Origin of the sequence: Streptomyces anulatus (assembly GCF_000721175.1) — a bacterium.
GTDB lineage: Bacteria > Actinomycetota > Actinomycetes > Streptomycetales > Streptomycetaceae > Streptomyces > Streptomyces anulatus_C.
This window is the reverse complement of sequence record NZ_JOEZ01000016.1, coordinates 364028-390103: the sequence shown is the minus strand read 5'-3', so window position 1 is coordinate 390103 and position 26076 is coordinate 364028. Positions and strand designations below refer to the sequence as shown.

Here is a 26076-nt window from a genome sequence, read left to right as displayed (position 1 = left end):
GCCCTGGAGCCCTCGAATCCCCGGAGCACCCGGAGCACCCGGAGCACCCGAGGCGCCCGGAGCCCTCGCTGCCCCCGCAGCCCCCGCTGCCTCCCCAGAGGGGACTCGGCCCCCAGCCCCTGGTGACGTACATCGCTGCGTGATCCCCCGGCCCCTCCCCTACGGACCGGTAGAGTGAGCAGGTCGTCATCATGCCCGTACAGGGGGACGCCGGTGCGAGTCCGGCGCAGCGCCCCAGCCGTGTCCCGTCCGCCCGACGGCAGCCGGACCGCCCTCCGCGGAGCGTGACCGGCTCGGGTCCGTCGGCACGTCGACGAGGGGCCCTCGGGCCACCGGAACCCCGGTGGCCGGCACCGTCGAGGCATACGGGGCCGGAGCCCGGTGCCCTCGTGGCGCCCGGGGAGTCCGGCCCTCGCAGGAGAGGCCCAGCCAGCCATGACCGTACGCCGCAGCGCAGCCGCGCTCGCGACCACCGCCGTGCTTCTCGGCGCGGCCGCACCCGTAGCGGTCGCCGCGCCGAGTCCTTCCCCGTCGGGGGAGCTGCCGGCCGGGCTCTACGGCACCACGGACCCCACGTACGACGGGGTGTGGCGGCAGTCGCTGGCCTTCCTCGCGCAGAAGATCGAGTACGTCACGCCGTCCACCTCCGCCATGGACTGGCTGGTGGGCCAGCAGTGCGACAGCGGTGCGTTCACCTCGTACCGCGACGCCTCCAAGCCGTGCGACGCGTCGACGGTGATGGACACCAACGCCACCGCCGCCGCCGTGCAGGCCCTCGTCGAGGTGAACCAGCACCGTGACGCCGCGAACAACGGCGCGGACTGGCTGAAGTCCGTGCAGAACGAGGACGGCGGCTGGGGCTACAACCCCGGCAGCCCGAGCGACGCGAACTCCACGTCCATCGTCATCGGCGCGCTCGCCCGGACCGGTGTGCCGGTCGGTGAGATCACCACCGCCGACGGCAGCACCCCGTACACCGCGCTCCAGTCCCTGGCCATCCCCTGCGGGGACAAGGACGGCGGCGCGTACGCCTACCAGCCGGGCAAGAAGGGCGAGCTGACCGCCAACCTGGACGCCACCGCGGCCTCCGTGCTCGGGCTGATGGGCAAGGGCATCGCCTCCGGCACGTCCAACGCGGTCAAGGACCCCTCCTGCACCAAGGGCGACGACCTCAGCCCGGAGCAGAGCGCCCAGAACGGCGCCTTCTTCCTCGCGGACACGCTGAGGAAGAAGCCCTACCTGGAGCAGGCCCCGATGCCCGGCGCCGAGGACAGCGCGCCGCTGCCCGACTTCGGCAACACCGCCGACGCGGTCGTCGCGCTCGCCGCCTCCGGGCACACGGACAAGGCCGAGGCCTCGGTCGCCTGGCTGCAGAAGAACGCCACGGGCTGGGCGAAGCAGGGCGGTCCGGCCGCCACCGCGCAGCTGATCCTCGCGGCGCACGCCACCGGCGCGGACGCCCGCACCTTCGGCGGCGTCGACCTCGTCAGGCAGCTCAACACGATGGGCCCCGCCCCGGCCGCCACCGCCCTCCCCTCACCCACGCCGACCGGTCCGCAGCCCTCCAGCGGCACCAGCAGCGACGACAGCGGGCTGGGGCTCGGGTGGCTGATCGGTATCGGTCTCGCGGTCGGCGCGGGCATCGGCCTCCTGCTCAGCATGCGCCGGAAGAAGCAGCAGCCGTGAGGCGTACACCGGTCCCGGCCCGGCTGCGGAATCCCGTCGCCCTGCCGCTGGCCGCCCTGGTCGCCGCCTCGGCCGTCCTCCTCGGCGCCGGCAGCGCCGAGGCCGCCGGGTACCGCTACTGGTCCTTCTGGGAGGGCAACGGCAAGAACTGGGAGTACGCCACCCAGGGGCCGTCCCTCCTGCGCCCCGACGACGGTACGGTCCAGGGCTTCCGGTTCGCCGTGAGCGAGGACTCGGGCGACGCCGACCGGCCGCGCCGCGCCCCGGACTTCGGGGCGATCTGCGCGGGCACCCCGGCGAAGGACGGCTCCAAGCGGGTGGCGCTGGTGATCGACCCGGGTACGGCGGCGGACGCCCCGGACGGCGAGAAGCCGCCCGCCCCGCGCACCGCCTGCGCGCAGGTCGCGCCGGACGCCAGCAGTGCGGAGGCGCTCGCCGCGGTGGCGAAGCCGCTGCGGTACGACAGCAGCGCCATGCTCTGCGCGATCTCCGGCTATCCGAAGTCCGGCTGCGGCGAGCAGGTGTCCGGCGACGCCGGCAGTGCGAAGCCGTCCGCCCCTGCGAAGACGGCCGATGACCAGCAGGACGACACGGGGGGCGGCGGCGGTCCCTCCGTCGGGCTTCTCGTCGGCGCCGGCGCCGTCCTGCTGCTGGGCATCGCCGCCGTGGTCCAGGCCCGCCGCCGCCGATGACCCGCTCCCCGGGGACGGCCCGGCTGCTCCGGCGTGCCCTGCACGCGCCCGAGGCGGACCGCGGCAACGCGCTGCCCGCCGGGGCGTGGTGGCTGTGGGCGCTGGGTCTTGCCACCGCCGCGTCCCGGACGACGAACCCGCTGCTGCTCGGGCTGCTGGTCGGCGTGGCGGGGTATGTGGTGGCGGCGCGGCGCACGGATGCGCCGTGGGCCCGCTCCTACGGGGCGTTCGTCAAGCTCGGGCTGTTCGTCGTGGCGCTGCGGCTGGTGTTCTCCGTCTTCCTCGGTTCGTCCATCCCCGGTTCGCACACGGTGTTCGTCCTGCCCGAACTTCCCCTTCCCGACTGGGCGCAGGGCGTGCGGATCGGTGGCCGGGTCACCGCCGAGCAGCTGGTCTTCTCCCTCTACGACGGGATGAAACTGGCCGCCCTGCTGATCTGCGTCGGCGCGGCGAACTCGCTGGCCAACCCGGCGCGGCTGCTGAAGTCGCTGCCCGGTGCGCTGTACGAGGCGGGGGTCGCCGTCGTGGTCGCGATGACGTTCGCGCCGAACATGGTGGCCGACGTGGTCCGGCTGCGCACCGCGCGCCGGCTCCGGGGCCGGCCGACCGGTGGTGTGCGGGCCGTGGCTCAGATCGGACTGCCGGTGCTGGAGGGGGCGTTGGAGCGGTCGGTGGCGGTGGCCGCTTCGATGGACGCGCGCGGGTACGGGCGCACGGCGCAGGTCCCGGCCGCCGTCCGGCACACCACGAACGTCCTCACCCTGGGCGGGCTGCTCGGGGTGTGCGCCGGCACGTACGGGCTGCTGGCCGTGCAGGGGGCGGTGTACGGGCTGCCGCTGCTGCTGGCCGGTCTGGTCACGGCGATGGCCGGGCTGCGGCTCGGCGGGCGGCGCTCGGTGCGCACCCGCTACCGGCCGGACCGGTGGGGTGCCCGGGCCTGGCTGGTGGCGTGCTCGGGGGCGGCGGTCGCAGCGGCGATGATCTGGGCGGGCGCGGTCGATCCGGAGGCGCTGCACCCCGGGGTCGTACCACCGGCCGCGCCGGTGCTGCCGCTGTGGCCCGCCGCCGCGGTGCTGATCGGGCTGCTGCCCGCACTGGTCGCCCCCGTACCGCCGTCCTCGCACGGGGCCGGGAAGCCGTCCTCGCACGGGGCCGGCAAACAAGCTCGTCCCGGCAAGGAGCAGGCGTGATCAGGTTCGAGCGGGTCTCCGTGCGGTACGAGGGCACGGAGCACCCCACGCTGTCCGGCGTCGACCTCACGGTCCCCGAGGGCGAACTCGTCCTGCTCGTCGGCCCGTCCGGTGTCGGCAAGTCGACTTTGCTGGGTACGGTCTCGGGGCTCGTCCCGCACTTCACGGGCGGGCTGCTGTCGGGCCGGGTCATCGTGGGCGGCCGCGACACCCGTACGCACAAGCCCCGTGAACTGGCCGACCTGGTCGGGACGGTGGGCCAGGACCCGCTCGCGCACTTCGTCACGGACACGGTCGAGGACGAACTCGCGTACGGCATGGAGTCGCTGGGCCTCGCCCCCGACGTGATGCGCCGCCGGGTCGAGGAGACGCTCGATCTGCTGGGCCTGGCCGAACTGCGCGACCGGCCGATCGCGACCCTGTCGGGCGGACAGCAGCAGCGGGTGGCGATCGGTTCGGTGCTCACCCCGCACCCGAGGGTGCTGGTGCTGGACGAGCCGACCTCCGCACTGGACCCGGCGGCGGCCGAGGAGGTCCTCGCGGTGCTCCAGCGTCTGGTGCACGACCTCGGCACGACCGTGCTGATGGCCGAGCACCGGCTGGAGCGCGTGGTGCAGTACGCGGACCAGGTCGTCCTGCTGCCCGCCCCGGGCGCCGCCCCCGTGATGGGGCCGCCCGCCGAGATCATGAAGGTGTCGCCGGTACGGCCGCCGGTGGCCGAGCTGGGGCTGCTGGCGGGCTGGGACCCGCTGCCCCTGTCGGTACGGGACGCCCGGCGCGGGGCGGGCGGGCTGCGGGAGCGGCTGGCGGACGCGGCACCCCCCGTGCCCCCGGAGGCGTCGGCCCGTCCGACCGTCGTGCACCCTCCCGTCCCGCGTGCCTCCCGGCCCGGACGGTTCGCCCGGCTGCTGAGCCGGAAGGCCGAGGCGCGGGTCGCGGCGGCCGACCCCGTCGCCGATCCGGTCACCCGGGTCGAGGGGCTCGGAGTGCGGCGAGGCCGGGTCGAGGCGCTCCGGCGGGTGACGCTCACCGTGGCCCCGGGCGAGACGGTGGCCCTGATGGGCCGCAACGGGGCCGGCAAGTCCACGCTGCTCGGGGCCCTCGTCGGGATGATCGAGCCCACCGCGGGCACCGTGCGCGTCGGCGGCCTGGCCCCCGCCCGGACGGACCCCCGGGCGATGGTGCGCCGGGTCGGCCTCGTACCGCAGGAGCCGCGCGATCTGCTGTACGCGGACACGGTGGCCGCCGAGTGCGCCGCCGCCGACCGGGACGCGGGCGCGGCGGAGGGTTCCTGCCGGGCGCTGGTGTCGGAGCTGCTGCCGGGGGTCGGGGACGACACCCACCCCCGGGACCTCTCGGAGGGCCAGCGGCTCGCCCTGGCCCTGGCGCTGGTACTGACGGGCCGGCCGCCGCTGTTGCTGCTGGACGAACCGACCCGGGGCCTGGACTACGCGGCGAAGGCGCGCCTCGTCGGCGTACTGCGGGGACTCGCGGCCGAGGGGCATGCGATCGTCCTGGCGACGCACGACGTGGAGCTGGCGGCGGAGCTGGCGCACCGGGTGGTGATCCTCGCCGAGGGGGAGGTCGTCGCGGACGGCCCGACCGGACGGGTGGTCGTCTCCTCCCCCGCGTTCGCCCCGCAGACGGCGAAGATCCTCGCCCCGCAGGAGTGGCTGACCGTGTCCCAGGTGCGGGGCGCACTGGAGGCGGGCGCATGAGCGACAAGGCCGTCGACGTAACGGAGCGGGCGGCCCGGCCCGTGCGGCTCGGGCCGAAGTCGGTCGCCGTGCTGCTGCTGACCGGGGCCGTCGGTGTGGTCGCCTTCGGGTGGCCGCTGCTGGCGGACGCCGAGTCCGGGCTCGCGCACGCGCGGGACGCGCCCTGGCTGTTCGCGGCGCTGCTGCCGCTGCTCGTCGCGGTGGTCGTGGCGACGATCTCCGAGTCCGGGATGGACGCGAAGGCCGTCGCGATGCTCGGTGTGCTGGCGGCGGTCGGGGCTGCGCTGCGCCCGCTGGGGGCGGGGACGGCGGGCCTGGAGCCGATGTTCTTCCTGATGGTGCTGAGCGGCCGGGTGCTGGGCCCCGGCTTCGGTTTCGTCCTCGGCTCGGTGACCATGTTCGCCTCGGCGCTGCTGACCGGCGGGGTCGGGCCGTGGATGCCGTTCCAGATGCTGTCCATGGCCTGGTTCACGATGGGCGCGGGGCTGCTGCCGGGCGCGGACCGGCTGCGCGGCCGGGCCGAGTTGGCGGTGCTCGCGGTCTACGGGTCCGTGGCGGCGTTCGCGTACGGCACGGTGATGAATCTGTACGGCTGGACGATCGTCCCCGGTCTGGGCTCGGGCATCTCGTTCGTCGGGGGCGACCCGCTGCACGAGAACCTGGTGCGGTTCCTCGCCTACTGTGCGGCGACCTCGCTGGGCTGGGACCTGGGGCGGGCGGTGCTCACCGTGGTCCTGACGGTCACGATCGGCCCGACCCTGCTGAAGGCGCTGCGCCGGGCCACCCGCCGCGCCGCGTTCGACGCGCAGGCCGCGTTCGGGGAGGCGGAGGGGCGGCCTGAGCGGTAGCCCGAGGGGGGACGGCCCCCGGGCCCGGCTGGGAGGAGCGCCGTTACGGGGTCACAGCCGCTGGATGATCGTGCCGGTCGCGAGGGCTCCTCCCGCGCACATCGCGATGAGCGCGAACTCCTTGTCGCGGCGTTCCAGTTCGTGCAGGGCCGTGGTGATCAGCCGGGCGCCCGTCGCGCCGACCGGGTGGCCGAGCGCGATCGCGCCGCCGTTGACGTTCACCTTCTCCAGGCCGTCGAGGTCCGCCTCGAACTCCTGCGCCCAGCTCAGCACCACCGAGGCGAACGCCTCGTTGATCTCGACGAGGTCGATGTCCCGCAGCGACATGCCGGCCTTGCCGAGTACCGCCCGGGTCGCGTCGATCGGGCCGTCGAGGTGGAAGTGCGGGTCGGATCCGACCAGGGCCTGCGCCACGATCCGGGCCCGGGCCTTCAGCTTGAGGGCCCGTGCCATGCGCTTGGAGGACCACATGATGGCGCAGGCCCCGTCCGATATCTGCGAGGAGTTGCCGGCGGTGTGGATCGCGCTCGGCATGACGGCCTTCAGCCCGGCGAGCGCCTCCATCGAGGTGTCCCGCAGCCCTTCGTCCCGGTCGACGAGCCGCCACATGCCCTGGCCGGCCGCCTGCTCCTCCTCGGTGGTCGGGACCTGGACGGCGTACGTCTCGCGTTTGAAGCGCTCCTCCGCCCACGCCTCGGCGGCCCGCTGCTGGGAGAGCAGACCGAGCGCGTCGACCCGCGCCCGGGTCAGGCCGCGCTTGCGGGCGATGCGCTCGGCGGCCTCGAACTGGTTGGGCAGGTCGACGTTCCACTCGTCGGGCCAGGGTTTTCCCGGGCCGTGCTTGGAGCCGCTGCCCAGCGGCACCCGGGACATCGCCTCGACGCCGCAGCTGATGCCCACGTCGATGACCCCCGCGGCCACCATGTTGGCGACCATGTGGGATGCCTGCTGCGAGGATCCGCACTGGCAGTCCACGGTGGTGGCGGCGGTCTCGTACGGCAGGCCCACGGTCAGCCAGGCGTTGCGGGCCGGGTTCATGGACTGCTCGCCCGCGTGGGTGACGGTGCCGCCGACGATCTGTTCGACGCAGTCGGCCTGGATGCCGGTGCGGCCGAGAAGTTCACGGTAGGTCTCACCCAGCAGATAGGCGGGGTGCAGATTGGCGAGTGCGCCTCCGCGCCTGCCGATGGGGGTGCGTACGGCTTCGACGATGACGGGTTCCGCGGCCATGAGCTCGTCCTCTCCTCGCACTTCCGCAGGGGGCGTCCCGGCGCCCACGGAAGGAACTAGTACGCGTTCTAGTTCTGCAAGCAGTCTCGTGACGGCGGCCCGGCTGCGCAAGGGGCGTGCACGCACCGCTCGCGCGCCCTCCGGTGAGGCGGCGGGCCCGCGCCGACGCCGGAGGCAACAGATCAGGCCACGGCCCTTGCCACCTGTAGAACTCGTTACTACCTTGCGGTCATCTTCTGATGGAGCGTCAGACATTGGCGGCCGTCGGACGGTTCGCCGCCAGATCCGGAGTGGAGAGGTGCCCATGCGCTGCCCCCATCTGCCCGACGGGTTCGACTTCACCGACCCCGATCTCCTCCAGTCCCGCGTGCCGCACCCGGAGTTCGCGCTGATGCGGGAGACCGCGCCGGTGTGGTGGTGCACCCAGCCGCGCAACATCTCCGGGTTCGGCGACGCGGGGTACTGGGCCGTCACCCGTCACGCGGACGTCAAGTACGTTTCCACGCACCCCGAGTTGTTCTCCTCGAACACCAACACCGCCGTCATCCGCTTCAACGAGACGATCAGCCGCGACCAGATCGACGTCCAGAAGCTGATCATGCTGAACATGGACCCGCCGGAACACACCCGGGTCCGTCAGATCGTCCAGCGCGGCTTCACCCCGCGCGCGGTGCGCTCCCTGGAGGCGGCCCTGCGCTCCCGGGCCCGCTCCATCGTCGGGAGAGCCCTCGCCTCGGCGGACGCCGACGGCTCCTTCGACTTCGTGACCGACATCGCGGTGGAGCTCCCGCTCCAGGCCATCGCCGAGCTCATCGGCGTACCGCAGGAGGACCGTTCCAAGATCTTCGACTGGTCCAACAAGATGGCCGCGTACGACGATCCGGAGTACGCGATCACCGAGGAGGCCGGCGCCGAGGCGGCGATGGAGATCGTGGCGTACTCGATGAACCTGGCGGCGGCCCGCAAGGAGTGCCCGGCCCAGGACATCGTGAGCCGGCTGGTCGCGGCGGAGGGCGAAGGCAACCTGTCCTCCGACGAGTTCGGGTTCTTCGTGATCCTGCTCGCGGTGGCCGGAAACGAGACCACCCGTAACGCGATCAGCCACGGCATGCACGCCTTCCTCACCCATCCCGAGCAGTGGGAGCTCTACAAGCGGGAGCGCCCGAAGACCACGGCCGAGGAGATCGTGCGCTGGGCGACCCCGGTGGTCTCCTTCCAGCGGACCGCCACCCAGGACCTGGAGCTGGGCGGTCAGCGGATCGGGAAGGGCGAGCGGGTGGGGCTGTTCTACTCCTCGGCCAACAACGACCCGGAGGTGTTCGACGCCCCGGAGGCCTTCGACATCACCCGCGACCCCAACCCGCACCTCGGGTTCGGGGGCGGCGGCCCGCACTTCTGCCTGGGCAAGTCGCTGGCCGTGATGGAGATCGACCTGATCTTCAACGCGATCGCGGACGTGCTGCCGGATCTGCGGCTGCTGGAGGATCCGCGACGGCTGCGATCGGCCTGGCTCAACGGGATCAAGCAGCTCCAGGTGACCACGGTCGCGGCCACGACGACGGACGCCCGGCACTCCTGACACCGCCCGCCCGAATGGCGGGCGGGCCCGCGCGGACGGACCATGGGGGGACGCGGCGATCCACGCCGAAGGGGTGCCAGGACGGCTGAATACCCGCCCCGGCACCCCTTCGGCCTGTTCTGCGGGTTGCCCCTGCCGGTTACCCGTGCCGGCTGCCTCTACCGCTACTTGCCGCCGACCTTTTCGGCGGGTTCGTGCTCCGGTACGAGGGCGGGTTCGGCGTCTGCTTTGGACGCGGGCGCAGACGCACACGCGTGCTCGTGCTCGGCGGATGGTGGCTCCGCCGGTTTCGTCGCCGCCGTCCCGGTCGCCTGTTCCTGCCCGGTGAGCAGCTTCCGCGGCCCCGACAGCACATACGTCAGCCCGAAGCCCAGCGATACGACCAGGGCACCGCCGGCGGCGTCGAGCACCCAGTGGTTTGCGGTGGCCACGATCGCGGCGATCGTGAAGAACGGGTGCAGCAGGCCCAGCGCCTTCATCCAGAGCTTCGGGGCCAGCATCACGATCACCACACCGCACCACAACGACCAGCCGAAGTGCAGCGACGGCATCGCCGCGTACTGGTTGGTGACGGTGGTCAGCGTCCCGTAGTCGGGCTTGGCGAAGTCCTGCACCCCGTGGACGGTGTCGATGAAGCCGAGGCCGGGCATCAGCCGGGGCGGGGCCAGCGGGTAGAGCCAGAAGCCGACGAGTGCGAGCAGGGTGGCGAAGCCGATGGACGAGCGGACCCAGCGGTAGTCGGCGGGGCGGCGCACGTACAGCACGCCCAGGATCGTCAGCGGGACGATGAAGTGGAACGTGGAGTAGTAGTAGTCGAAGAACTCGCGCAGCCAGGTGATCTCGACGACCGTGTGGTTGACCCAGTGCTCGATGTCGATGTGCAGCCACTGCTCGATGGCGTAGATCTGCCGGCCGTGCTCCTCGGCGAGCGGGCGGCCCGCCCGGGCGGCGAGGCGGACCTGCGCGTAGGCGGAGTAGACGACCCGGATGAGCAGGAGTTCCAGCAGCAGGTTGGGGCGGGTGAGGACCCGGCGCCAGAACGGCAGGAGCGGGACGCGTCTCCAGCGCGCCGCGACCGGTTCCGCGTAGTCGGTGGGGACCGGGTGCTGCCAGTACGGCGAGGTGCGGGGCAGGAACGGGGCGAGGCAGGCCGCGCCGATCGCCGCGAGGAGCAGCACGTTGTCGCGTACGGGGAAGAGCGTCTCGATGTTCGGCAGCAGCATCGTTCCCGGCAGGGTGACGACCAGCAGCACCACGGACGGCCAGACCAGCCGGTCGGACGCCCGCTTGCCGACCCTGCCGACGACCGCGAGGAGCACCCAGAGAAGCTGGTGCTGCCAGGCGGTCGGCGAGACGGCGACCACGACGCAGCCGGTCACGGCCACCGCGAGGAGCAGCTGCCCGTCCTGGGCGTACCGCACCGCACGCCGCAGGCCGACGACCACGACGGCGGCGGAGAGCACCAGGAACAGGGCGATCTCGACGGGCCCTTCGAGGCCGAGCCGGAGCAGCGCCCCGTGCAGGGACTGGTTGGCCAGGCTGTCCGGCCGCTCGCCCAGCCCGGCGCCTGCGAGATGGTGCACCCAGTACGTCCACGAGTCCTTCGGCGCCGCGGCCCAGGCGGCGGCCGTGGCGAGGGCGAAGGTCACGCCCGCGCTCACCGACGCCTGCCGCCTGCCGGTCAGCCAGAGCAGTGCGGCGAAGAGCAGCAGCACCGGCTGGAAGGCGGCGGCGAGGCCGACGAGGACGCCCGCCGCCCGGTGCTCCCGGACGACGAAGCAGGCCAGGAGGACCAGCAGGACCGGCAGGATGCTGGTCTGGCCCAGGTGCAGGGCGTTGCGGACCGGCAGCGACAGCATGAACAGGCTGATCGCGACGGGGGCCGCGAGCAGGGCCGTCCGCCGGCCCACCGGTCCGGGCAGCGCCCGGGCCGCGACGAGGCCGAGGGCGACGACGAGCAGCAGGGACCCGAACGTCCACGCGACACCCAGGGCCTGCTGGGCCGAGGCGGTGAGAGGTTTCAGGACCAGCCCGGCGAAGGGCGTTCCGGTGAACCGGCCGCTGTCGTACAGCGAGCCCGTCAGGTGCAGGACGCCGTTCTCCCCGGTCCAGGTCTCCAGATCGAGGAGCCGTTCCCCCGGTGGCCGCCGGAGCACCACCGCCACCTGCCGTACCGCCAGCACGGCCACGACCAGCCAGAGCAGGGCCCTGGTCAGCCCGCTTCCCGCTCCCGTGCCCGCCGCCGCGTCACCGCGCACACTGTGATCCGCATTCGCCACGCTGCGCCGACCCTCCCACCGTTCCATGCATCGCCCCTTCGATTGGGGGCCACGCCGGATGAAGCCTCGCACTGCCCTACGAGGTAGACACAATCAACCCCCTCTTTGCCTGACTGTCATCCTGCTTCGGTCCGGAAGAAGTCGTCCGCGGGGATGACCAGGACCCAACTGAGGGCGCCTGCCCCCTGCCGGGGCCCGGCCCCGGGCCTCAGAAGTCCGGGTCGGTGGGGGCGTCCGCCTGCCAGGCGGTGAACAGCGGTACGTCCTCGGCTCCGGCCAGCACGACGATGCCGAAGGGCCGGTCGAAGGCGATGTGGTGCACCCGCTGCGGCCGGGGGGCGGCGCCCGCCCGCGCCATGGCGACCACCGTCACGGCGGCGGCCTCCACCCCCTCCTCGGCGATCTTCAGCACGGTCTCCTGGATCACGTCGGAGATGGTAAGGCGTTCGGGCGAGAGGCCGGAGAAGTCCGCGGCGTCGGAGGTGGCCAGCCGTACACCGAGGGCGGGCAGCTGCCCGGTGACGAGCACGCGGGTGCGCGGGGAGAGCCGTGGCAGCCCGATGGTCACCCGGTCGGTGTCCAGAGCGCCGCCCGCCGACCGTGGCGCCCAGCCCGCGGGCAGCACCCGCTCCGGGCCCACACCCGGCTCCCCGAGGACGAAGCGGACCCGGGCACCGGGAGCGCCGCCCGGTTCCGTCGCGCAGCGCAGCTCGACGACGTACGCCCCGCCCACCGTCCAGGCGTCGGCCCATGGCACGTCCTTGGTCATGGTCGGCACCGGCCCGACCACCCCGGCCGCGTCGGTGAACGGCAGGTCCCGGGTCCGCCTGCCCTCGAACGGCTTCTCCCAGCGGGCCTTCAGCGCCAGGACGTTGACCAGCGCGAGCAGGGTCTCGTCGCTGATCTCCAGCGGCAGCCGCTCGACCAGCCCGCCGGTGGCCTCGTGGACCCAGGCGTCGACGGCCGCCGGGTCCATCGGGTCGAAGCGGACGTCCGGCAGCGCCTCCCGGTAGGCGCGCAGCACGGGCACCCGGCTCCAGACCCGGGTGGCAACACCCAGCGCCCCGGTCCGGCCCAGCTCGCGGGCCACCGCCGTGACGGCCGGCGCGGCCTCCCGGTCCGCGGTGCCGAGGAGGGCCCGCAGTTCGCCCGCGGTCGCGCCGCGGGCACCGGCGGCCACGGCGGCCAGGGCGAGCCACAGCCCGGCGGGCGAGCACACGAAGCCGGTGCTTGGCTCCGTACGGTCGCGGCCCTCCCCCGCCGCCATGCCGTCCCGCATCCAGCGCTCGGCAAGGCGCTGGATCGCTCCGGTCGTGGATGGGGTGGATGGGGTGGATGTCGTGGATACCGCACCGGTCGCGGTCGCGGACACATCAGTCACTGCTGCCCCCTACACAGGAATCACGTCGTCGTTCGGCCGTGCGGCAGCAAGAATGCCCCACATGACCTGGACCGTGACCGCCGAACGATTCGACTCCCCCGACGCGAGCGCGCTGCGCCGGGACTACTACGACGAGGTAGCGAGCCGCTACTGGCAGCGGCCCGCGACCGCCGAGGAGATAGCGGACGGGCTCGACGACGACGGTGCCGACCTGCTGGCGCCGCCGACCGGGCAGTTCGTCGTCGGCCGGTACGGGAGCAAGGCCGCGAGCTGCGCCGGGCTGGTGCTGACGGAGGCCGCCGGGCCGGGTACGGCGGAGCTGACGCGGGTGTACGTGCGGCCGGCGTTCCGGGGCACGGGCGGCGGCGGGCTGCTGCTGGCCGCGTTGGAGGAGGCGGCGAGGGCGTACGGCGTACGGCTGCTGCGGCTGGACACCCGCAACGATCTGGTCGAGGCGCGCGGGCTGTACACGAAGCACGGGTACCGGGAGGTGCCGGCGTTCCACCGCCGCACCCCGTACGCGGAGCACTGGTTCGCCAAGGAGCTGTGACGCGGCGCCCTGCGTTTAGGGGGGTGCCCGGGCCCGGGCGCCGGGTGCTCAGAGCCTGTCGGGCGGCCTTCGACCGGAAAGCTCTCAGGGCGGGCGGGGGTGGCCGTGGCCGTCGAGGTCGTCGCGGCTCCGGCGGAGGGCCTCGCGCTCGTCGTGGCGCAGGTGGGCCTCGTGGTCGCGGGGAGGCGCCGGGGAGTGAGGGCGCTCCCTGGTCGAGCCGCTGACCTCGGCGGTCAGTTCGCTGACGAGTTTGATCAGGTCGGTGGGGCGCTCGGGGCCCCACCAGTCGCCGAGGAGTTCGGCGAAGGAGTCCTCGCGGGCCTGGGAGAGGTGGACGACGGCCTCGGCTCCCGCGTCGGTGAGGATCATCTGCAGGCCCTCCCGGCGGGCCAGCCCGCGTTCCTCGACCTGCCGGGCGGCGTCGGTGATCACGTGCAGCGGTACGGGAGCGGTCTCGGCGAGCCGGGCGGGTTCGACGGTGCCGTGCCGCTTGATCCGCAGGAGCAGCCAGCTGGCCGCCGGCAGCAGGTCGTATCCGGCCCGCGCGGTGATCTTCTCGTAGATCTCGCGGCGGCCCTCCCGGGTGGCGAGCACCGAGAGAGCGCGGACGCACTCGTCGTACGAGGAGCGCTCGACGGGGTTGGAGGCGAGGGTCTGGCTGGTGTCCGGGGCGGTCACCGAGCCCCGGAGCTTGTCCTCGCGGAGGAACCAGGCGAGGACGAAGGCCAGGAGGACGACCGGGACGGCGTACAGGAAGACGTCCGTGATGGCGGTGGAGTACGCGCCGAGGACGGAGGGCCGCAGGTCGGCGGGGAGCTGCCCGATGGCCCGGGGGTCGGCGGCCAGCCGCCCCGCGTCGACGCCCGGCGGCAGCGACCGCCCGGTGAGCGCGTCCGTCAGCTGACCGGTCAGCCGGTTGGCGAAGATGGTTCCGAAGATGGCCACGCCGAACGCGGAGCCGATGGACCGGAAGAACGTCACGCCGGAGGTGGCGACGCCGAGGTCCTGGTAGGAGACGGAGTTCTGGGCGACCAGGACGAGGACCTGCATCACCAGGCCGAGACCGGCGCCGAAGACGAAGAAGAAGGCGCTCATCAGCCAGGTGGAGCTGTTCTCGTCGAGCTGGTGGAGCAGCAGCAGTCCGACGGCGGTGACGGCCGTGCCCACGACCGGGAAGACCTTCCAGCGGCCGGTCCGGCTGACGATCTGGCCGGAGCCGGTCGAGGTGATCAGCAGGCCGAACACCATCGGCAGCATGTGCACGCCGGACATCGTCGGGGTGATGTCGTGGACCACCTGGAGGAACGTCGGCAGGTAGGTCATCGCGCCGAACATGGCGAAGCCGATGACGAAACTGATCACCGCGACGAGGCTGAAGGTCCTGATCCGGAACAGTTTCAGTGGCAGAACGGGCTCTGCCGCGCGCCGCTCGACGGCGATGAAGGCCACGAGCAGCACGACGGCGAGCACCGCGAGCCCGATGATCTGCGGGGAGTTCCAGGCCCAGGTCGTACCGCCGAGGGAGGCGACGAGCACCAGGGCGGTGGCGACGGCTGCGATGAGGAAGGTGCCGAGGTAGTCGATGGTGTGCTTCTCGCGGCGGACCGGGATGTGCAGGACGGCCGCGATGACCACCAGCGCGACGACGCCGATCGGCAGGTTGATGTAGAACACCCAGCGCCAGCTGAGGTGTTCGGTGAAGAAGCCGCCGAGGAGCGGCCCGAGGACGCTCGTCACGCCGAAGACCGCACCGAAGAGCCCCTGGTACTTGCCGCGTTCGCGCGGCGTGACGAGGTCGCCGACGATCGCCATCGACAGCACCATGAGCCCGCCGCCGCCGAGCCCCTGGAGGGCCCGGAATCCGATCAGCTGGGGCATGTTCTGGGCGACTCCGCAGAGCGCGGAGCCGATCAGGAAGATCACGATCGCGGTCTGGAAGAGTTTCTTGCGGCCGTACTGGTCGCCGAGCTTGCCCCACAGCGGGGTCGCCGCCGTGGCCGCCAGCAGGTAGGCGGTCACCACCCAGGACAGATGGTCGAGTCCGCCGAGCTCGCTGACGATCGTCGGGAGCGCCGTGGAGACGATGGTCTGATCGAGTGCCGCGAGCAGCATGCCGAGGAGCAGCGCGCCGATCGCCACCAGGACGCTCCGATGGGGCTGTCCCTCACCGGCTGCCGGGGGTGACGGGCTCAGCTGCTGGGCCATGGGCGTCTCCTCGATCCGCTGAACTCGCCGATCCACTGATGCACGGATCCACTACACCCCCATCCTGGACGTTTCGCCCTGTTATGGCCTGCCAGAGGCGGGCCGCGCCCCGGCAGGCCGTTGGGCTTCCCCGGAGCGGGCTGCATAATCGCAGGCAGTTCAAGGGGAGGGGACCCACGATGACCGGACACGCATGCCCGGAGTGCGGGAGACGGACGGCCGGGGAGCCCGGCACGGAGCACCGGATGCCGTGCCGGTGCGGCGCGGGCGCGCGTCCGGCGCGGCTCACGGAGGACGAACAGCGCGCCGCCCGTACGGCGGAGATCGCCGCGGCCGAGGACTTCGACCCGCTGCGCATCCGGCCGTACGTGACACTGACGGACCACGCCGGGGCGCCTGGGGGTGGCGAGCCGGACTCGGGGCTCGGTACGCGGGAGGGCACACGGCCGGACGGCACATGGGAGGGCACACGGCCCGCCGGCACGTGGGAGGGCCCGGCTTCCGGGGCCGGCCCGACGGAGGCCGACGCCGCGGGGGCGGCGGCGACCACGATGCCGCTGTTCCTGGGCGGCGACCGCCCGGACGCGGGCGTGGGCATGGGCATGGGTGGGACATGGATGCCGGGGACGGAGGCAGGTACGGGCGCGGCCCCCGCCTTCGGCCCCGACCCCGTACAGCCGCGCCGCAGGCGCCCCTTCGGGGCCCTCGCCGTGGGGGCGGCCGTGGCCGCGGTGGTCGGCACGGCAGCCTTCGCCGGCGGGCTGTTCGGCGGCGACGAAAGCCGGGACGAGGCCCTGCCGGAGGCCACCACGAGCGTGCCGGACACCGAGGACGAACCGGCCGCGTCGGTGGCCCCGTCCCCCTCCGCGTCGGCCACTCCGTCCCGTACGCGATCCGCATCGGCCACGCCGTCCGCATCGCCGTCCGCGTCCGCATCGCCGACCCGGAGCCCGAAGCCCACGCCGAGCGCCACCGCGTCCGCGTCGCCGACGGCGAGCGCGTCGTCCACGCCGGACGGTGGCGCACCCCAGGCCCCGACACCCGACGCCCCGTCCGCGGAACCGGCCGGCCCTTCGCTGCGGCCCGGCGACCGCGGCCCGGAGGTCGTCGAGCTGCAGAACCGGCTCCGGAACGTCGGGGAGTGGCTCTACCCGGGGCCGTCCGACGGGAACTACACCGACCAGCTGGCGTACTCCGTGGCGATCTACCAGTCGTACAAGGCGATCCAGGGCGATGCGACAGGCACGTACGGACCGAACACCCGGCGGGCGCTGGAGGCGGAGACGAGCGTGCGCGGACCCGGACGCCGCTGAGCCCCGGCCGCCGGGCAGAGGGACTGGCGTTACCGCCCCGGTTTTTGTATCGTGGTGGAACAAAGTAGCTCCCGCCCGCACTCCCTGACCGGCGGGCGGGGGTTGCTCTGGTACGGAAGACCTCGTACGGGAACACCTCGTACCGCGCCCCTCTTCGCAGCCCGTGAACGCCATGCCCCGCGGCACGCGCACCCGGGCCGTTCGCCCATCTCCCCGTGTTCTGGAGCAGCCGATGCCGGCCACCGTCCTCACCGCACACGCCCTCCTGCTCGACATGGACGGCACCCTCGTGAACTCCGACGCGGTGGTCGAGCGCTGTTGGCGGCGCTGGGCGATCGAGCACGGGCTGGACCCCGAGGCCGCGCTCAAGGTGGTGCACGGCCGTCAGGGGTACGCCACGATGGCCGTCCTCCTCCCGGACCGCCCGGTGGAGGAGAACCACGCGGACAACCGGGTGATGCTCGCCGAGGAGACCGCCGACGTCGAGGGCGTCGTACCGATCGGCGGGGCGCCCGCGTTCATGGCCGCGATCGCCGAGCTGCCGCACGCGCTGGTGACCTCCGCCGACACCGCGCTCGCCACGGCCCGGATGGGTGCGGCCGCGCTGCCGATGCCCGCCGTCCGCGTCACCGCCGAGCAGGTCGGGGCCAGCAAGCCGGACCCCGAGGGCTTCCTCAAGGGCGCGGCGGAGCTGGGCTTCGACGCGGCGGACTGCATCGTGTTCGAGGACTCCGAGGCGGGCATCGCGGCGGGCCGGGCGGCGGGCATGCGCGTCGTGGGCGTCGGCCCGCGCGCCGCGGCCCTCGCACCGGACGCCCATGTCGAGGACCTGACGCGGGTACGGGTGGAGGCGGCCGGGGACGGCACGATCCGCCTGCACATCGACGAGGCCTGAGACCTCCCTCTCCCTCTCCCTCTCCCTCTTCCCAGCCTCTTCCCCTTCCCGGCCTCGGCCCTCCGGCCCCCGGGGCCGGGGCCGGCCTGCCTCGCCCCCGGGGTTCAGTCCCGGTGCAGCAGCCCGCGCGCGACCAGCTCCAGGACCGCCGCGACGGCCACCACCTGGACCGCCATCAGTGCCACCAGGACGAACAGCTGCACGGCGCCCGCCTCCACGGGTGAGGCGCCGCCCAGCAGCATGCCCACGAACGCCCCCGGCAGGGTGACGAGCCCGACCGTCCGGGTCTGGTCGAGCCCGGGCAGCAACGCGTCCGACGCCGCGGGCCGCACGATCTCCAGCCGGGCGTCCCGGTCGAGCATCCCGAGGGCCATGCCCGCCTCCACCTCACCGCGCCGGCCGGTGAGTTCGTCCAGGGCCCGCCGCCCGCCGAGCACGGTCGCGGTGAGCGCCCCTCCGATGAGGATGCCCGCCACCGGAACGAGCGCCAGGCCCCGCAGCGGCACGAGCCCCGTGAGCAGCAGCGCCCCCACCACGGGCAGCACGCCCGCTCCGATCGGCACGGCCGCCCAGCACCAGGTGCGGTTGCCGGTGACCCGGCGCCCGGCTGTCCACACCGCCACGGCGAACATCATCGCCACGAACCCGAGAAGCGGTGCCAGGGAGCGGACCACCCAGCCGATGAGCAGGGAGACGGCAGAGAGTTGGACCGCCGCCCGCACCCCGGCGACGAGGATCTCGCGCGACCGGCCCAGCGAGGCCCACGCGGCGACGGCGGCGGCGAGCACCAGCAGGACGGCGAGGACGACGCCGAGGGTGACGGAGACCGGAAGCAGCACGCGGCAACGATAGAGCCGCACCCCCACCACCCCCGGCGGCACCGCCCGCACCGGCACGCCCGTGGGACGCGGCCACGAACACCGCCCGCACCACCACACCCCGGGGCGCGGCCACGAACACCGAGCGCCCCGAGCCCTCGCCGGACGCCCGACACCCCCCGGACACATCCTCCGTGGCGGTTCCGTGCGCTCCCGCGATCCGTCACGCCCCTTGCACACCCCTTGATGTGACGTGCACATGTCGCCACCCTGTTACCTGACGCCCACCCCGCCGAAACCTGGCGTCGCCACGATGGCCGGGCCCCACCTAACGCCCGCCCAAGCCCCCCACAACAAGGGAGTTCGCATGTCCGGTGTCTACGCGCGTCGCCTCTCCGTCGTCGCCGCAACAGCCGCACTCGCCGCCACGTCCGCCCTGTTCACCGCCCCGAGCGCGCAGGCCGCCATGCCCACCCCGGTCAGCGCGGCGACCGCACGCACCTACCTCGGCCAGCTCACCGTCGGCGCGGAGGGCTCGTCCAGCGGCTACAGCCGCGACAAGTTCCCGCACTGGATCACCCAGTCGGGCACCTGCAACACCCGCGAGGTCGTCCTCAAGCGCGACGGCACGAACGTCCAGCAGGACGCCGCCTGCGCCGCGGTCAGCGGCAGCTGGTACTCGCCCTACGACGGCGCCACCTGGAGCGCCGCGTCCGACGTGGACATCGACCACATGGTCCCGCTCGCCGAGGCCTGGCGCTCCGGCGCGAGCAGCTGGACCAACGCCCAACGCCAGTCGTTCGCGAACGACCTGACCCGCCCCCAGCTCATCGCGGTCACCGACAACGTGAACCAGTCCAAGGGCGACAAGGACCCGGCCGAGTGGATGCCGCCGCGCTCCTCGTACAAGTGCACCTACGTCCGCGCCTGGGTCCACGTGAAGAAGCACTACAACCTGAGCGTGGACTCCGCCGAGAAGAGCGCCCTGCAGTCCGCCCTGAACGGCTGCTGACCACCGCGCACGTCCGGTGACCACCTCGCTCGCACGTCCGGTGGCCACCTCGCACGACCATTGGCCACCGCCCACCCGCCGGAAGCCGTGCGCCATCCCTCCTCGTTCTGTACGTTACGGAACCCATCCGTGACGGCGTAGCGAGGAGACATCACATGGCCGGGCTACGCCTGGGACCACTGCTGCGGCACGTCGACTGGGAGACCGGGTCAACCGCGACCGTCTGGGTCGAGGCGAGCCGTCCGTGCACCGTGCAGGTCCGGTGCACGGACGGCGCCTCGGGGTCGTCACCCACCTTCGCGGTGGCCGGACACCACTACGCCCTGGTGGTGGTGACGGGTCTGACCCCCGGCACCACCACGGCGTACGAGGTGCTGATCGGCTCCCGGCGCGTCTGGCCGCCCGACGACGCCCGTCTCCCGCCGAGCACCATCACCACGCCATCGGTGACTACGCCGGCGGCCGAGGGCGCCGGCGCGGAGCCGGACGGCGTGCGGATCTCGTTCGGGTCGTGCCGCTGGGCGGCCGCTCCCGGCGGCGGGCACGACCCCGTGGGTCCCGACGCCCTGGTCACGCTGGCCGCCCGCCTCGCCGCGGATCCCGCGGCCGAGCGGCCCGACGTCCTGCTGCTCCTCGGCGACCAGGTGTACGCGGACGAAACCTCCGGGGCGACCCGGCGAAGGCTCGCCGCCCGCCGGGACCTGGCAGAGCCGCCGGGCGCGGAGATCGCGGACTACGAGGAGTACACCTACCTCTACGACGAATCGTGGCGCGACCCGGAGGTGCGCTGGCTGCTCTCCACCGTTCCGAGCTGCATGATCTTCGACGATCACGACGTCATCGACGACTGGAACACCAGCGAAGCCTGGCAGCGGGAGATGCGCGCCACGCCCTGGTGGCACGAACGGATCGTCAGCGGGCTGATGTCGTACTGGGTCCACCAGCATCTGGGCAACCTCTCCCCCGCCGAGCTGGCCGCCGACCCCGTGTACGCGGCGGTCAGGGCCTCGCCCGACGGCACCGAGGCACTGCGCCGCTTCGCCGCCGAGACCGAAGCGGATCCCACCCGTGCCCGGTGGAGCTACCGGCGTGTTTTCGGCCGAGTACGGCTGGTGATGGTCGACACCCGCGCGGCCCGCGTCCTGGCCGAGGAACAGCGGGCGATGCTCGACGCCCAGGAGGCCGGATGGCTGCGGGAAGCGGTCCTGGACGACCCCACTTCGTACGATCACCTCCTCATCGGCAGCTCCCTGCCGTGGCTGCTGCCGCCGCTCGTCCACGAGGCGGAGCGCTGGAACGCCGCCCTGTGCGCGGGCGTACGCGGGCAACGCTGGGCACGGTTCGGCGAGAAGCTCCGCCGTGCGTCCGACCTGGAACATTGGGCCGCCTTCCCGGAATCCTTCGACCGGTTCACGGAGCTGCTGCGGGAGGCGGGGAGCGGTCCGGACGCCCCGGCGACGGTATGCGTCCTCTCGGGCGATGTGCACCACGCCTACATCGCCGAACCCCGGTGGCCGGACGCCGGGCACGGCCCCGGATCCCCTTCCGGTCGTGGCCCCGGGAACGCCCCGGTGTCCCGCGTCCTTCAGCTGACCTGCTCCCCGGTGCACAACTCGATCCCCCGGTCCATCCGGACGGGTTTCCGCTTCGGCTGGAGCGGGGCGGGCCGGTGGATCGGCCGGGCGCTGAGCCGCCACGGCCGTACGGGAGCGCCGCCGGTGACCTGGAGCAGGGCGGGCGGCCCCTGGTTCGGTAACCAGCTCATGACGCTCACGTTGCTTGGCCGGAAGTCTGCGCTGACATTGGTACAGGCCACAGCGAGCAAGCAGGGAGCCCAGCTGGAGACGGTTCTTGAGCGTTCACTCACCCCTGAGACCGAGGCGACTTTCGGCCACTCGACAGAATGTTGAAGTTGCAAGCACTGGTGAGGTTTCCCTAACCTCAGGCGCTCAGTCGGTTCACGTCCCCACCTCGACCGAAGGAGCTCCCCCCATGCTCATCCGCCTGAACCGGGCACAGCCCTACGTGCTCAGCCTCTTCCGCTTCGTCGTCGGCCTGCTCTTCGCCTTCCACGGCGCCGCCTCGCTCTTCGGAGTGATGGGCGGCGACCAGGCGGAGACCGGCGCCTGGCCCGGCTGGTACGCCGCTCTGATCCAGCTGGTCTGCGGGGCCCTGGTCGCCCTCGGCCTCGGCACCCGTGCCGCCTCCTTCCTCGCCTCCGGTTCGATGGCCTACGCGTACTTCAAGGTGCACCAGCCCGAGGCGTTCCTGCCGCTCCAGAACGGCGGCGAGCCGTCGGCGATGTTCTGCTGGGCGTTCCTGTTGCTGGTCTTCACCGGTCCGGGAGCCGTCGCCCTGGACCGCTTCTTCGGTTCGCGGGACACGGCGGCCACCGCCGAGGGCACGGCCCGGAGCGAGCAGACCCCGGTCGTCCCGGCCTGACGGACCGGCCGTCCGCATCCCGGCCCTCTCCCGGCCCCCGCGTTCCGGCGCCGACCCGGCGCGCGGCGAGGAACCGGCAGCGAGCCCGGGAACGTACGGCGGTGCCCCGGCCCTCCGCGAAGGGACCGGGGCACCGCCGTACGCCGCCATTCGTTCACCGCCGTACGCCGTGATCCACCCGGGGGTGCGGAGGCCCCGTCACCCCCGACCGTGGGGTGCGAACGGCACTGTGAAGCAGGCCGCCCGTTCCCCCGCACCGCCCTGCCGGTCGTGGATGATCACCGACCGCGCCCCGCCCTCCCGGAAGCCCCAGCCGTGCAGGGCCTCCGCCCGCCCGTCGCCGTCCTCGTCCGTCCGGAAGTCCAGCCACACCTCGTTGACCGGGTCGGCGGTCGCCGCCGGACGGTGCTGGTAGTGAGGCCCAGCCGCGGCGGGATCCGCGCCGCAGGGCGCGGTGTGCACGTGCATCCCGTACGCACGGCCGGGCACGAGCCCTCGCAGCCGCGCCTCGACCCGGGTGCCGGACGGGTCCGCGAACTGTGTGATCTCGATCCGCGCGCCCGCCGGCACCAGCCGGGTGTCGTACGTCAGCGCGTCGGACGGAACGAAGGAACCGGGCGGGGAGAACACCCCGGCGACCCTCGTCCACGAGCTGCCGCCCGCCGCCGCGGCGACGTCGTCGGCGTGACTCGGGTCCCCACCGCCGCCGGGCACCTGCGCCGATGCCCCTTCCGCAGGAGCGCCGTGCGCACCGTGGCCACCGGGTGCCGTGCCGGAACCGGACGCCACGTCATCCGCCCCATGGGCGACACCCACGCCGCAGGCCAGCGTCAGCAGGGCCACCGTGCCCGCCAGCACGCCCGGAACGCGGGAGACCCCCCGGACCCGCGCGGCCGCGCCGTCCTCCCGTGCCGCCGTCCCCAGCCGCCCCGAATTCGGGTGCGCCGACCCGTGTCCCGTCCGTACCATCCATGCCGTCATGCGCTGCTCCTCGCTCGTGCCGGTGGTTCTCCCCTCCTAACGGGCACATGGCCTCCAGGTGTACGTGACCTGCACAACATCACCCGCCCTGCGCGAGGCCCGGAGAATGCCCACGCGTACGCTGTACAGCTGAACCTGCCGCCCCTGCCGCTCCCCTGCGACGTCGCGGCGTTGACACGATCGGGGAGTAGTAGACGGTGCCAGAGAGTGTGGCCGCGCTGACCAGCGGCCCATGGATCTACGCGGTGGTCGCCCTCTCCGTTCTCCTGGACGTCTTCCTGCCCCTGCTGCCCAGCGGTGTTCTCGTCATCACGGCCGCCACAGCGGCCGCGGCGGGCTCCACCACCGTCAGCGGCACCGACGAGGGCACCGGCGGGCAGGTCCCCTCGCTCGTCGTACTGATCCTTTGCGCGGCCACCGCCTCGGTCCTCGGCGACCTCGTCGCGTACCGCCTCGCCTGGCGCGGGGGCGACCGGCTGGACCGGGCCATCGCCCGCTCCCGCCGTCTCACCACCGCGCAGGAACGTCTCGGCGCGACACTGAGCCGGGGCGGCGGTGCACTGGTGGTCATCGCCCGGTTCGCTCCAGCCGGCCGCTCCGTGGTCTCCCTCGGCGCGGGCGCCGCCCACCACAGGAAGCGGGACTTCCTTCCCTGGTCCGCGCTGGCGGGCCTGGCCTGGGCGGGTTACAGCGTGGGGCTCGGCTACTTCGGCGGCCGCTGGCTGGGCTCGACGTGGTTCGGCACGGCCGTTTCGGTGCTGGCCCTGTTCGTGGCGGGCGCGCTGGCCGCGTTCGTGGTGAAGCGTCCGGCGACGCGGACGACGGCGCCGGCAGCGGCGGCAGCGGCGGTGCCCACGAAGGCGGATGCGGGGGCGGGGGCGGAGGCACCGGGAGCCGGAGCCACGGACACGCCGACAGCCGCAGCGCCTACGACCGCGCCCTTCGTGTCCGTACCGTCGCCCACGCCTGCCCCCGGCACCGCACCCCCGAGCGGGCAGGCCGCCCTCGGTGGGCCGGGACCGGTGTCCGCGCCCGCCCCTGCCGCCCCCTGAGCGAAGGGCAGGGCGAAGGGCAGGCGCAAGGCAGGCCGAAGGAGTCCACCGAAGCCGCCCACCGGAGGAACGGGACCTTCCGCGTGGCGGGACTCAGCCCTTGGCCGCGCCCCGTATCTCCAGGCCGTCGAGCAGCTTCATCGTGGCTGCGGTGATCTCGTCGACGGCACGGTCGAAGACCTCCCGGTTGTGCGCGGCGGGCGCGCGGAACCCGGAGACCTTCCGTACGTACTGAAGGGCGGCGGCCCGCATGTCCTCCTCGGTGGCCTCTTCGGGGAGGGCGGGCGGGCGGAGCGTCTTGATGCTGCGGCACATGACTCCAGTGTGGACCGCCCCACTGACAACGGACACCCCTCGCCGCCGCCCGCCCGCCGTCCCGGCCGGTTCAGCTGCTCCGCACCAGGTCGCTCGGGTTCGACCGGTCCGTGCACAGGGCCCAGATGACGAAGACGTCGATCGCGATGGTGACGATGGCCCAGACCGGGGTGTACGGGAGCCACATGAAGTTGGCGATGAGGTTCAGGGAGACGAGGGCGACGCCCGCGCCGCGGGCCCAGGTCGCGCCCTTGAGGATGCCCAAGCCCACGAGGATGAGGATCACGCCGAGGACGAGGTGGATCCAGCCCCACGAGGTCACGCTGAACTTGAAGACGTAGTCGTTGATCCGCGCGTAGACATCGTTCGAGGCGATCCCCGCGATGCCCTTCAGCACTCCGAGGATGCCGTCCACGAAGAGCAGGACACCCGCGAACACGGTTCCCCCGGCCGACCACGGGCTGCCGGAACCTCCTCCGCCCGGACGGGCGTCGGCGGAGCGCGATGCGCCGGGTGTGGGTGTGCTGGGCTGCGACATGAGCACTCCTTGGTCGGAACAGACGCTGGCGCCTGCTGTCCTGACCTGCCCTGGCGGTGCGGGCAGATCAGCTCCGACGTTCCTCGTGGCCTCCGGGCGCAGCCACCCGGACGCACCCGTTCGGGTGACCTGTCACGGCGCGCTGACCATGACGATGCGCCCCTGGGCGTCGACGGTGCGAGCCACGCGCTCGACGCCGCGGTCGACCAGAGCGACGCCGGCTCACGACCCAGTCCAGGATCAGCGCGCGCTACTACGCGGCCGGGGCTCGCCCCCGGCCACGTAGTAACCGGGCGGTGGTTCGATCGCGGCGATCTCGCGTGCCGTACGACGACTCTTCACGGGATCACTCCCAGGTGTCGAGGTCGCCGCCGCGCCATTCGATCAGCCCGGGCCGGTCCAGCTCGACGACCTGGCCGGGCCCCGGGGCGAACCCCGCGGCCCGCAGCAGCGCGGCCACCTCGCCCCTCCCGTGCGCCAGGCCCACGATCTGCCCGTGCACGGTGACCCGCCGCCCTCCGGTCGCGGAAGGCGGATAGACGATCACGGGCGGGTGCTCGGCCATGCCTCCACCGTGCCCCGAGCACTGCCCCCGCGCATCCCGGGATACCGGCCCCCTGCCCCTCGCACCGCCCGGCGGAACCGCCCGAGCGCGGGCCGACGTCCCTCCAGACGTTCGTATGATCATGAACCGCGACGAAGGACCCGCCCATGACAGCAACGGCTGCCCGCTATCTGTACCTCACGCGGCACGGTCAGGCCTCCGCCGACGAGAGCACGCTGACGGACGCGGGCCGCCGTCAGGCCGCCCTGCTCGGGGAGCGGCTCCGCGGAGCCCCGATCACGGCGATCCACCACGGCCCGCTCGCCCGCGCCGAGCAGACGGCGCGTCTGGTCGGCGAGCAGTTGGCGCGGGTTCCCCTGGTGCGGTCCGAACCGGCCGGCGACTACATCCCGTACCTGCCGCGACGCGAGGAGCTGCCGGCGGAGTCGGCCGACGAGACGCTCGCCCGGCTGGCCGGGTTCCCGGCGGCGGAGTGCGAGCAGGGCCCCGGGCTGGCCCAGGAGGCCCTCGCGCGGTTCACGGGCACGATCGAGGGCGACGAGCCCCGCCATGAACTCCTCGTCACCCACAACTTCCTCGTCGGCTGGCTCGTCCGGGCCGCGCTGGACGCCCCGAAGTGGCGCTGGCTGGGCATCAACCACGCCAACGCGGCGCTGACCGTCATCCGCTACGCACCCGGCCGCCCCCCAGCCCTCCTCCTCTTCAACGACACCGGCCACCTGCCCACCGAACTCCGCTGGACCGGCTTCCCGCCCGAGCTGCACGTCTGAGGGGAGACGCCATGGGC

Annotated in this window: 23 protein-coding genes; 14 read left to right on the top strand and 9 right to left on the bottom strand. The window is 73.2% G+C overall.

Annotated elements, in window-relative coordinates; genetic code table 11:
* The first annotated feature begins 435 nt into the window (after positions 1-435).
* From IG90_RS0119925 to IG90_RS0119905, 5 genes are read left to right on the top strand one after another with little or no spacing between them, the layout of a single operon-like run.
* Positions 436-1686, top strand: coding sequence for an SCO2321 family membrane protein (locus tag IG90_RS0119925; protein ID WP_030586016.1), 1251 nt, complete (start codon positions 436-438; stop codon positions 1684-1686).
* Positions 1683-2378, top strand: coding sequence for an SCO2322 family protein (locus IG90_RS0119920; RefSeq protein WP_030586014.1), 696 nt, complete (start codon positions 1683-1685; stop codon positions 2376-2378). The genes IG90_RS0119925 and IG90_RS0119920 overlap by 4 nt, the downstream gene beginning before the upstream one ends.
* On the top strand, positions 2375-3568 hold the full coding sequence (locus tag IG90_RS0119915) for an energy-coupling factor transporter transmembrane component T (protein ID WP_030586012.1): 1194 nt from the start codon (positions 2375-2377) through the stop codon (positions 3566-3568). The genes IG90_RS0119920 and IG90_RS0119915 overlap by 4 nt, the downstream gene beginning before the upstream one ends.
* Positions 3565-5286: an ABC transporter ATP-binding protein gene (locus tag IG90_RS0119910; protein ID WP_030586010.1), complete on the top strand. Its 1722-nt coding sequence runs from the start codon at positions 3565-3567 to the stop codon at positions 5284-5286. Before IG90_RS0119915 ends, IG90_RS0119910 begins: the two co-directional genes overlap by 4 nt.
* On the top strand, positions 5283-6134 hold the full coding sequence (locus IG90_RS0119905; RefSeq protein ID WP_030586008.1) for an ECF transporter S component: 852 nt from the start codon (positions 5283-5285) through the stop codon (positions 6132-6134). Before IG90_RS0119910 ends, IG90_RS0119905 begins: the two co-directional genes overlap by 4 nt.
* 51 nt (positions 6135-6185) lie before the next feature.
* Here IG90_RS0119905 and IG90_RS0119900 read toward each other — a convergent pair whose 3' ends face one another.
* Positions 6186-7364 (bottom strand): steroid 3-ketoacyl-CoA thiolase, encoded by a 1179-nt coding sequence (locus IG90_RS0119900; protein WP_030586006.1) that lies wholly within the window; start codon positions 7362-7364, stop codon positions 6186-6188.
* Between the two features lie 304 nt (positions 7365-7668).
* Between IG90_RS0119900 and IG90_RS0119895 the strand changes: the two genes are divergently transcribed.
* Positions 7669-8943, top strand: coding sequence for a cytochrome P450 (locus tag IG90_RS0119895; RefSeq protein WP_030586004.1), 1275 nt, complete (start codon positions 7669-7671; stop codon positions 8941-8943).
* A 164-nt stretch (positions 8944-9107) separates the two neighbouring features.
* On the opposite strand, the gene IG90_RS0119890 is transcribed toward IG90_RS0119895, so the two are convergent.
* Both IG90_RS0119890 and IG90_RS0119885 read right to left on the bottom strand, forming a co-directional pair.
* Positions 9108-11249: a bifunctional glycosyltransferase 87/phosphatase PAP2 family protein gene (locus IG90_RS0119890; protein WP_030586002.1), complete on the bottom strand. Its 2142-nt coding sequence runs from the start codon at positions 11247-11249 to the stop codon at positions 9108-9110.
* Between the two features lie 181 nt (positions 11250-11430).
* Positions 11431-12603, bottom strand: coding sequence for a serpin family protein (locus IG90_RS0119885; RefSeq protein WP_030586000.1), 1173 nt, complete (start codon positions 12601-12603; stop codon positions 11431-11433).
* Positions 12604-12664: 61 nt separating this feature from the next.
* On the opposite strand from IG90_RS0119885, the gene IG90_RS0119880 reads away from it, so the two are divergent.
* Entirely contained in the window at positions 12665-13153 is a 489-nt protein-coding gene (locus IG90_RS0119880) for a GNAT family N-acetyltransferase (protein ID WP_030585999.1), read from the top strand.
* Between the two features lie 84 nt (positions 13154-13237).
* Here the strand turns inward: IG90_RS0119880 and IG90_RS0119875 are convergent, their stop codons facing one another.
* Positions 13238-15358 carry an MDR family MFS transporter gene (locus IG90_RS0119875; RefSeq protein ID WP_030585997.1) on the bottom strand — a complete coding sequence of 707 codons (2121 nt, stop codon included), beginning with the start codon at positions 15356-15358 and terminating at the stop codon, positions 13238-13240.
* A gap of 179 nt (positions 15359-15537) precedes the next feature.
* Here IG90_RS0119875 and IG90_RS0119870 point away from each other — a divergent pair, with 179 nt between their 5' ends.
* Both IG90_RS0119870 and IG90_RS0119865 read left to right on the top strand, forming a co-directional pair.
* The gene (locus IG90_RS0119870; protein ID WP_078585303.1) at positions 15538-16671 is read left to right on the top strand and encodes a peptidoglycan-binding domain-containing protein; all 1134 of its coding nucleotides are present in this window, start codon (positions 15538-15540) and stop codon (positions 16669-16671) included.
* Positions 16672-16903: 232 nt separating this feature from the next.
* Positions 16904-17566 (top strand): HAD-IA family hydrolase, encoded by a 663-nt coding sequence (locus IG90_RS0119865; protein WP_030585993.1) that lies wholly within the window; start codon positions 16904-16906, stop codon positions 17564-17566.
* Positions 17567-17670: 104 nt separating this feature from the next.
* Here IG90_RS0119865 and IG90_RS0119860 read toward each other — a convergent pair whose 3' ends face one another.
* A complete protein-coding gene (locus IG90_RS0119860; RefSeq protein ID WP_030585991.1) occupies positions 17671-18405 on the bottom strand; it encodes an ABC transporter permease in 735 nt (244 codons plus the stop codon).
* Positions 18406-18751: 346 nt separating this feature from the next.
* Between IG90_RS0119860 and IG90_RS0119855 the strand changes: the two genes are divergently transcribed.
* From IG90_RS0119855 to IG90_RS0119845, 3 genes are all read left to right on the top strand, one after another.
* On the top strand, positions 18752-19396 hold the full coding sequence (locus IG90_RS0119855; RefSeq protein ID WP_030585989.1) for an HNH endonuclease family protein: 645 nt from the start codon (positions 18752-18754) through the stop codon (positions 19394-19396).
* Between the two features lie 155 nt (positions 19397-19551).
* On the top strand, positions 19552-21306 hold the full coding sequence (locus IG90_RS0119850; RefSeq protein WP_030585987.1) for an alkaline phosphatase D family protein: 1755 nt from the start codon (positions 19552-19554) through the stop codon (positions 21304-21306).
* Positions 21307-21388: 82 nt separating this feature from the next.
* A complete protein-coding gene (locus IG90_RS0119845) occupies positions 21389-21838 on the top strand; it encodes a DoxX family protein (RefSeq protein WP_030585985.1) in 450 nt (149 codons plus the stop codon).
* 198 nt (positions 21839-22036) lie between these two features.
* Here IG90_RS0119845 and IG90_RS0119840 read toward each other — a convergent pair whose 3' ends face one another.
* Complete coding sequence (locus IG90_RS0119840) at positions 22037-22819, bottom strand: superoxide dismutase family protein (RefSeq protein WP_030585984.1); 783 nt, start codon at positions 22817-22819, stop codon at positions 22037-22039.
* 197 nt (positions 22820-23016) lie between these two features.
* Here IG90_RS0119840 and IG90_RS0119835 point away from each other — a divergent pair, with 197 nt between their 5' ends.
* On the top strand, positions 23017-23871 hold the full coding sequence (locus IG90_RS0119835; RefSeq protein WP_030585982.1) for a DedA family protein: 855 nt from the start codon (positions 23017-23019) through the stop codon (positions 23869-23871).
* Between the two features lie 93 nt (positions 23872-23964).
* Here the strand turns inward: IG90_RS0119835 and IG90_RS0119830 are convergent, their stop codons facing one another.
* From IG90_RS0119830 to IG90_RS0119820, 3 genes are all read right to left on the bottom strand, one after another.
* On the bottom strand, positions 23965-24186 hold the full coding sequence (locus tag IG90_RS0119830; protein ID WP_030075838.1) for a DUF2277 domain-containing protein: 222 nt from the start codon (positions 24184-24186) through the stop codon (positions 23965-23967).
* Between the two features lie 70 nt (positions 24187-24256).
* Positions 24257-24724, bottom strand: a complete 468-nt coding sequence (locus IG90_RS0119825) for a DUF7144 family membrane protein (protein ID WP_030585980.1) — start codon at positions 24722-24724, stop codon at positions 24257-24259.
* Positions 24725-25070: 346 nt separating this feature from the next.
* A complete protein-coding gene (locus IG90_RS0119820) occupies positions 25071-25289 on the bottom strand; it encodes a hypothetical protein (RefSeq protein WP_030585978.1) in 219 nt (72 codons plus the stop codon).
* A 146-nt stretch (positions 25290-25435) separates the two neighbouring features.
* Here IG90_RS0119820 and IG90_RS0119815 point away from each other — a divergent pair, with 146 nt between their 5' ends.
* Positions 25436-26059 (top strand): histidine phosphatase family protein, encoded by a 624-nt coding sequence (locus IG90_RS0119815; protein ID WP_030585976.1) that lies wholly within the window; start codon positions 25436-25438, stop codon positions 26057-26059.
* Positions 26060-26076 lie beyond the last annotated feature (17 nt).

Coding starts and splice junctions, on each gene's coding strand:
- IG90_RS0119870 (WP_078585303.1), top strand. CDS start 15,538: ATGACCGGACACGCATGCCCGGAGTGCGGGAGACGGACGGCCGGGGAG.
- IG90_RS0119840 (WP_030585984.1), bottom strand. CDS start 22,819: ATGACGGCATGGATGGTACGGACGGGACACGGGTCGGCGCACCCGAAT.
- IG90_RS0119815 (WP_030585976.1), top strand. CDS start 25,436: ATGACAGCAACGGCTGCCCGCTATCTGTACCTCACGCGGCACGGTCAG.
- IG90_RS0119855 (WP_030585989.1), top strand. CDS start 18,752: ATGTCCGGTGTCTACGCGCGTCGCCTCTCCGTCGTCGCCGCAACAGCC.
- IG90_RS0119915 (WP_030586012.1), top strand. CDS start 2,375: ATGACCCGCTCCCCGGGGACGGCCCGGCTGCTCCGGCGTGCCCTGCAC.
- IG90_RS0119865 (WP_030585993.1), top strand. CDS start 16,904: ATGCCGGCCACCGTCCTCACCGCACACGCCCTCCTGCTCGACATGGAC.
- IG90_RS0119880 (WP_030585999.1), top strand. CDS start 12,665: ATGACCTGGACCGTGACCGCCGAACGATTCGACTCCCCCGACGCGAGC.
- IG90_RS0119890 (WP_030586002.1), bottom strand. CDS start 11,249: ATGGAACGGTGGGAGGGTCGGCGCAGCGTGGCGAATGCGGATCACAGT.
- IG90_RS0119900 (WP_030586006.1), bottom strand. CDS start 7,364: ATGGCCGCGGAACCCGTCATCGTCGAAGCCGTACGCACCCCCATCGGC.
- IG90_RS0119825 (WP_030585980.1), bottom strand. CDS start 24,724: ATGTCGCAGCCCAGCACACCCACACCCGGCGCATCGCGCTCCGCCGAC.
- IG90_RS0119925 (WP_030586016.1), top strand. CDS start 436: ATGACCGTACGCCGCAGCGCAGCCGCGCTCGCGACCACCGCCGTGCTT.
- IG90_RS0119895 (WP_030586004.1), top strand. CDS start 7,669: ATGCGCTGCCCCCATCTGCCCGACGGGTTCGACTTCACCGACCCCGAT.
- IG90_RS0119830 (WP_030075838.1), bottom strand. CDS start 24,186: ATGTGCCGCAGCATCAAGACGCTCCGCCCGCCCGCCCTCCCCGAAGAG.
- IG90_RS0119845 (WP_030585985.1), top strand. CDS start 21,389: ATGCTCATCCGCCTGAACCGGGCACAGCCCTACGTGCTCAGCCTCTTC.
- IG90_RS0119905 (WP_030586008.1), top strand. CDS start 5,283: ATGAGCGACAAGGCCGTCGACGTAACGGAGCGGGCGGCCCGGCCCGTG.
- IG90_RS0119875 (WP_030585997.1), bottom strand. CDS start 15,358: ATGGCCCAGCAGCTGAGCCCGTCACCCCCGGCAGCCGGTGAGGGACAG.
- IG90_RS0119820 (WP_030585978.1), bottom strand. CDS start 25,289: ATGGCCGAGCACCCGCCCGTGATCGTCTATCCGCCTTCCGCGACCGGA.
- IG90_RS0119850 (WP_030585987.1), top strand. CDS start 19,552: ATGGCCGGGCTACGCCTGGGACCACTGCTGCGGCACGTCGACTGGGAG.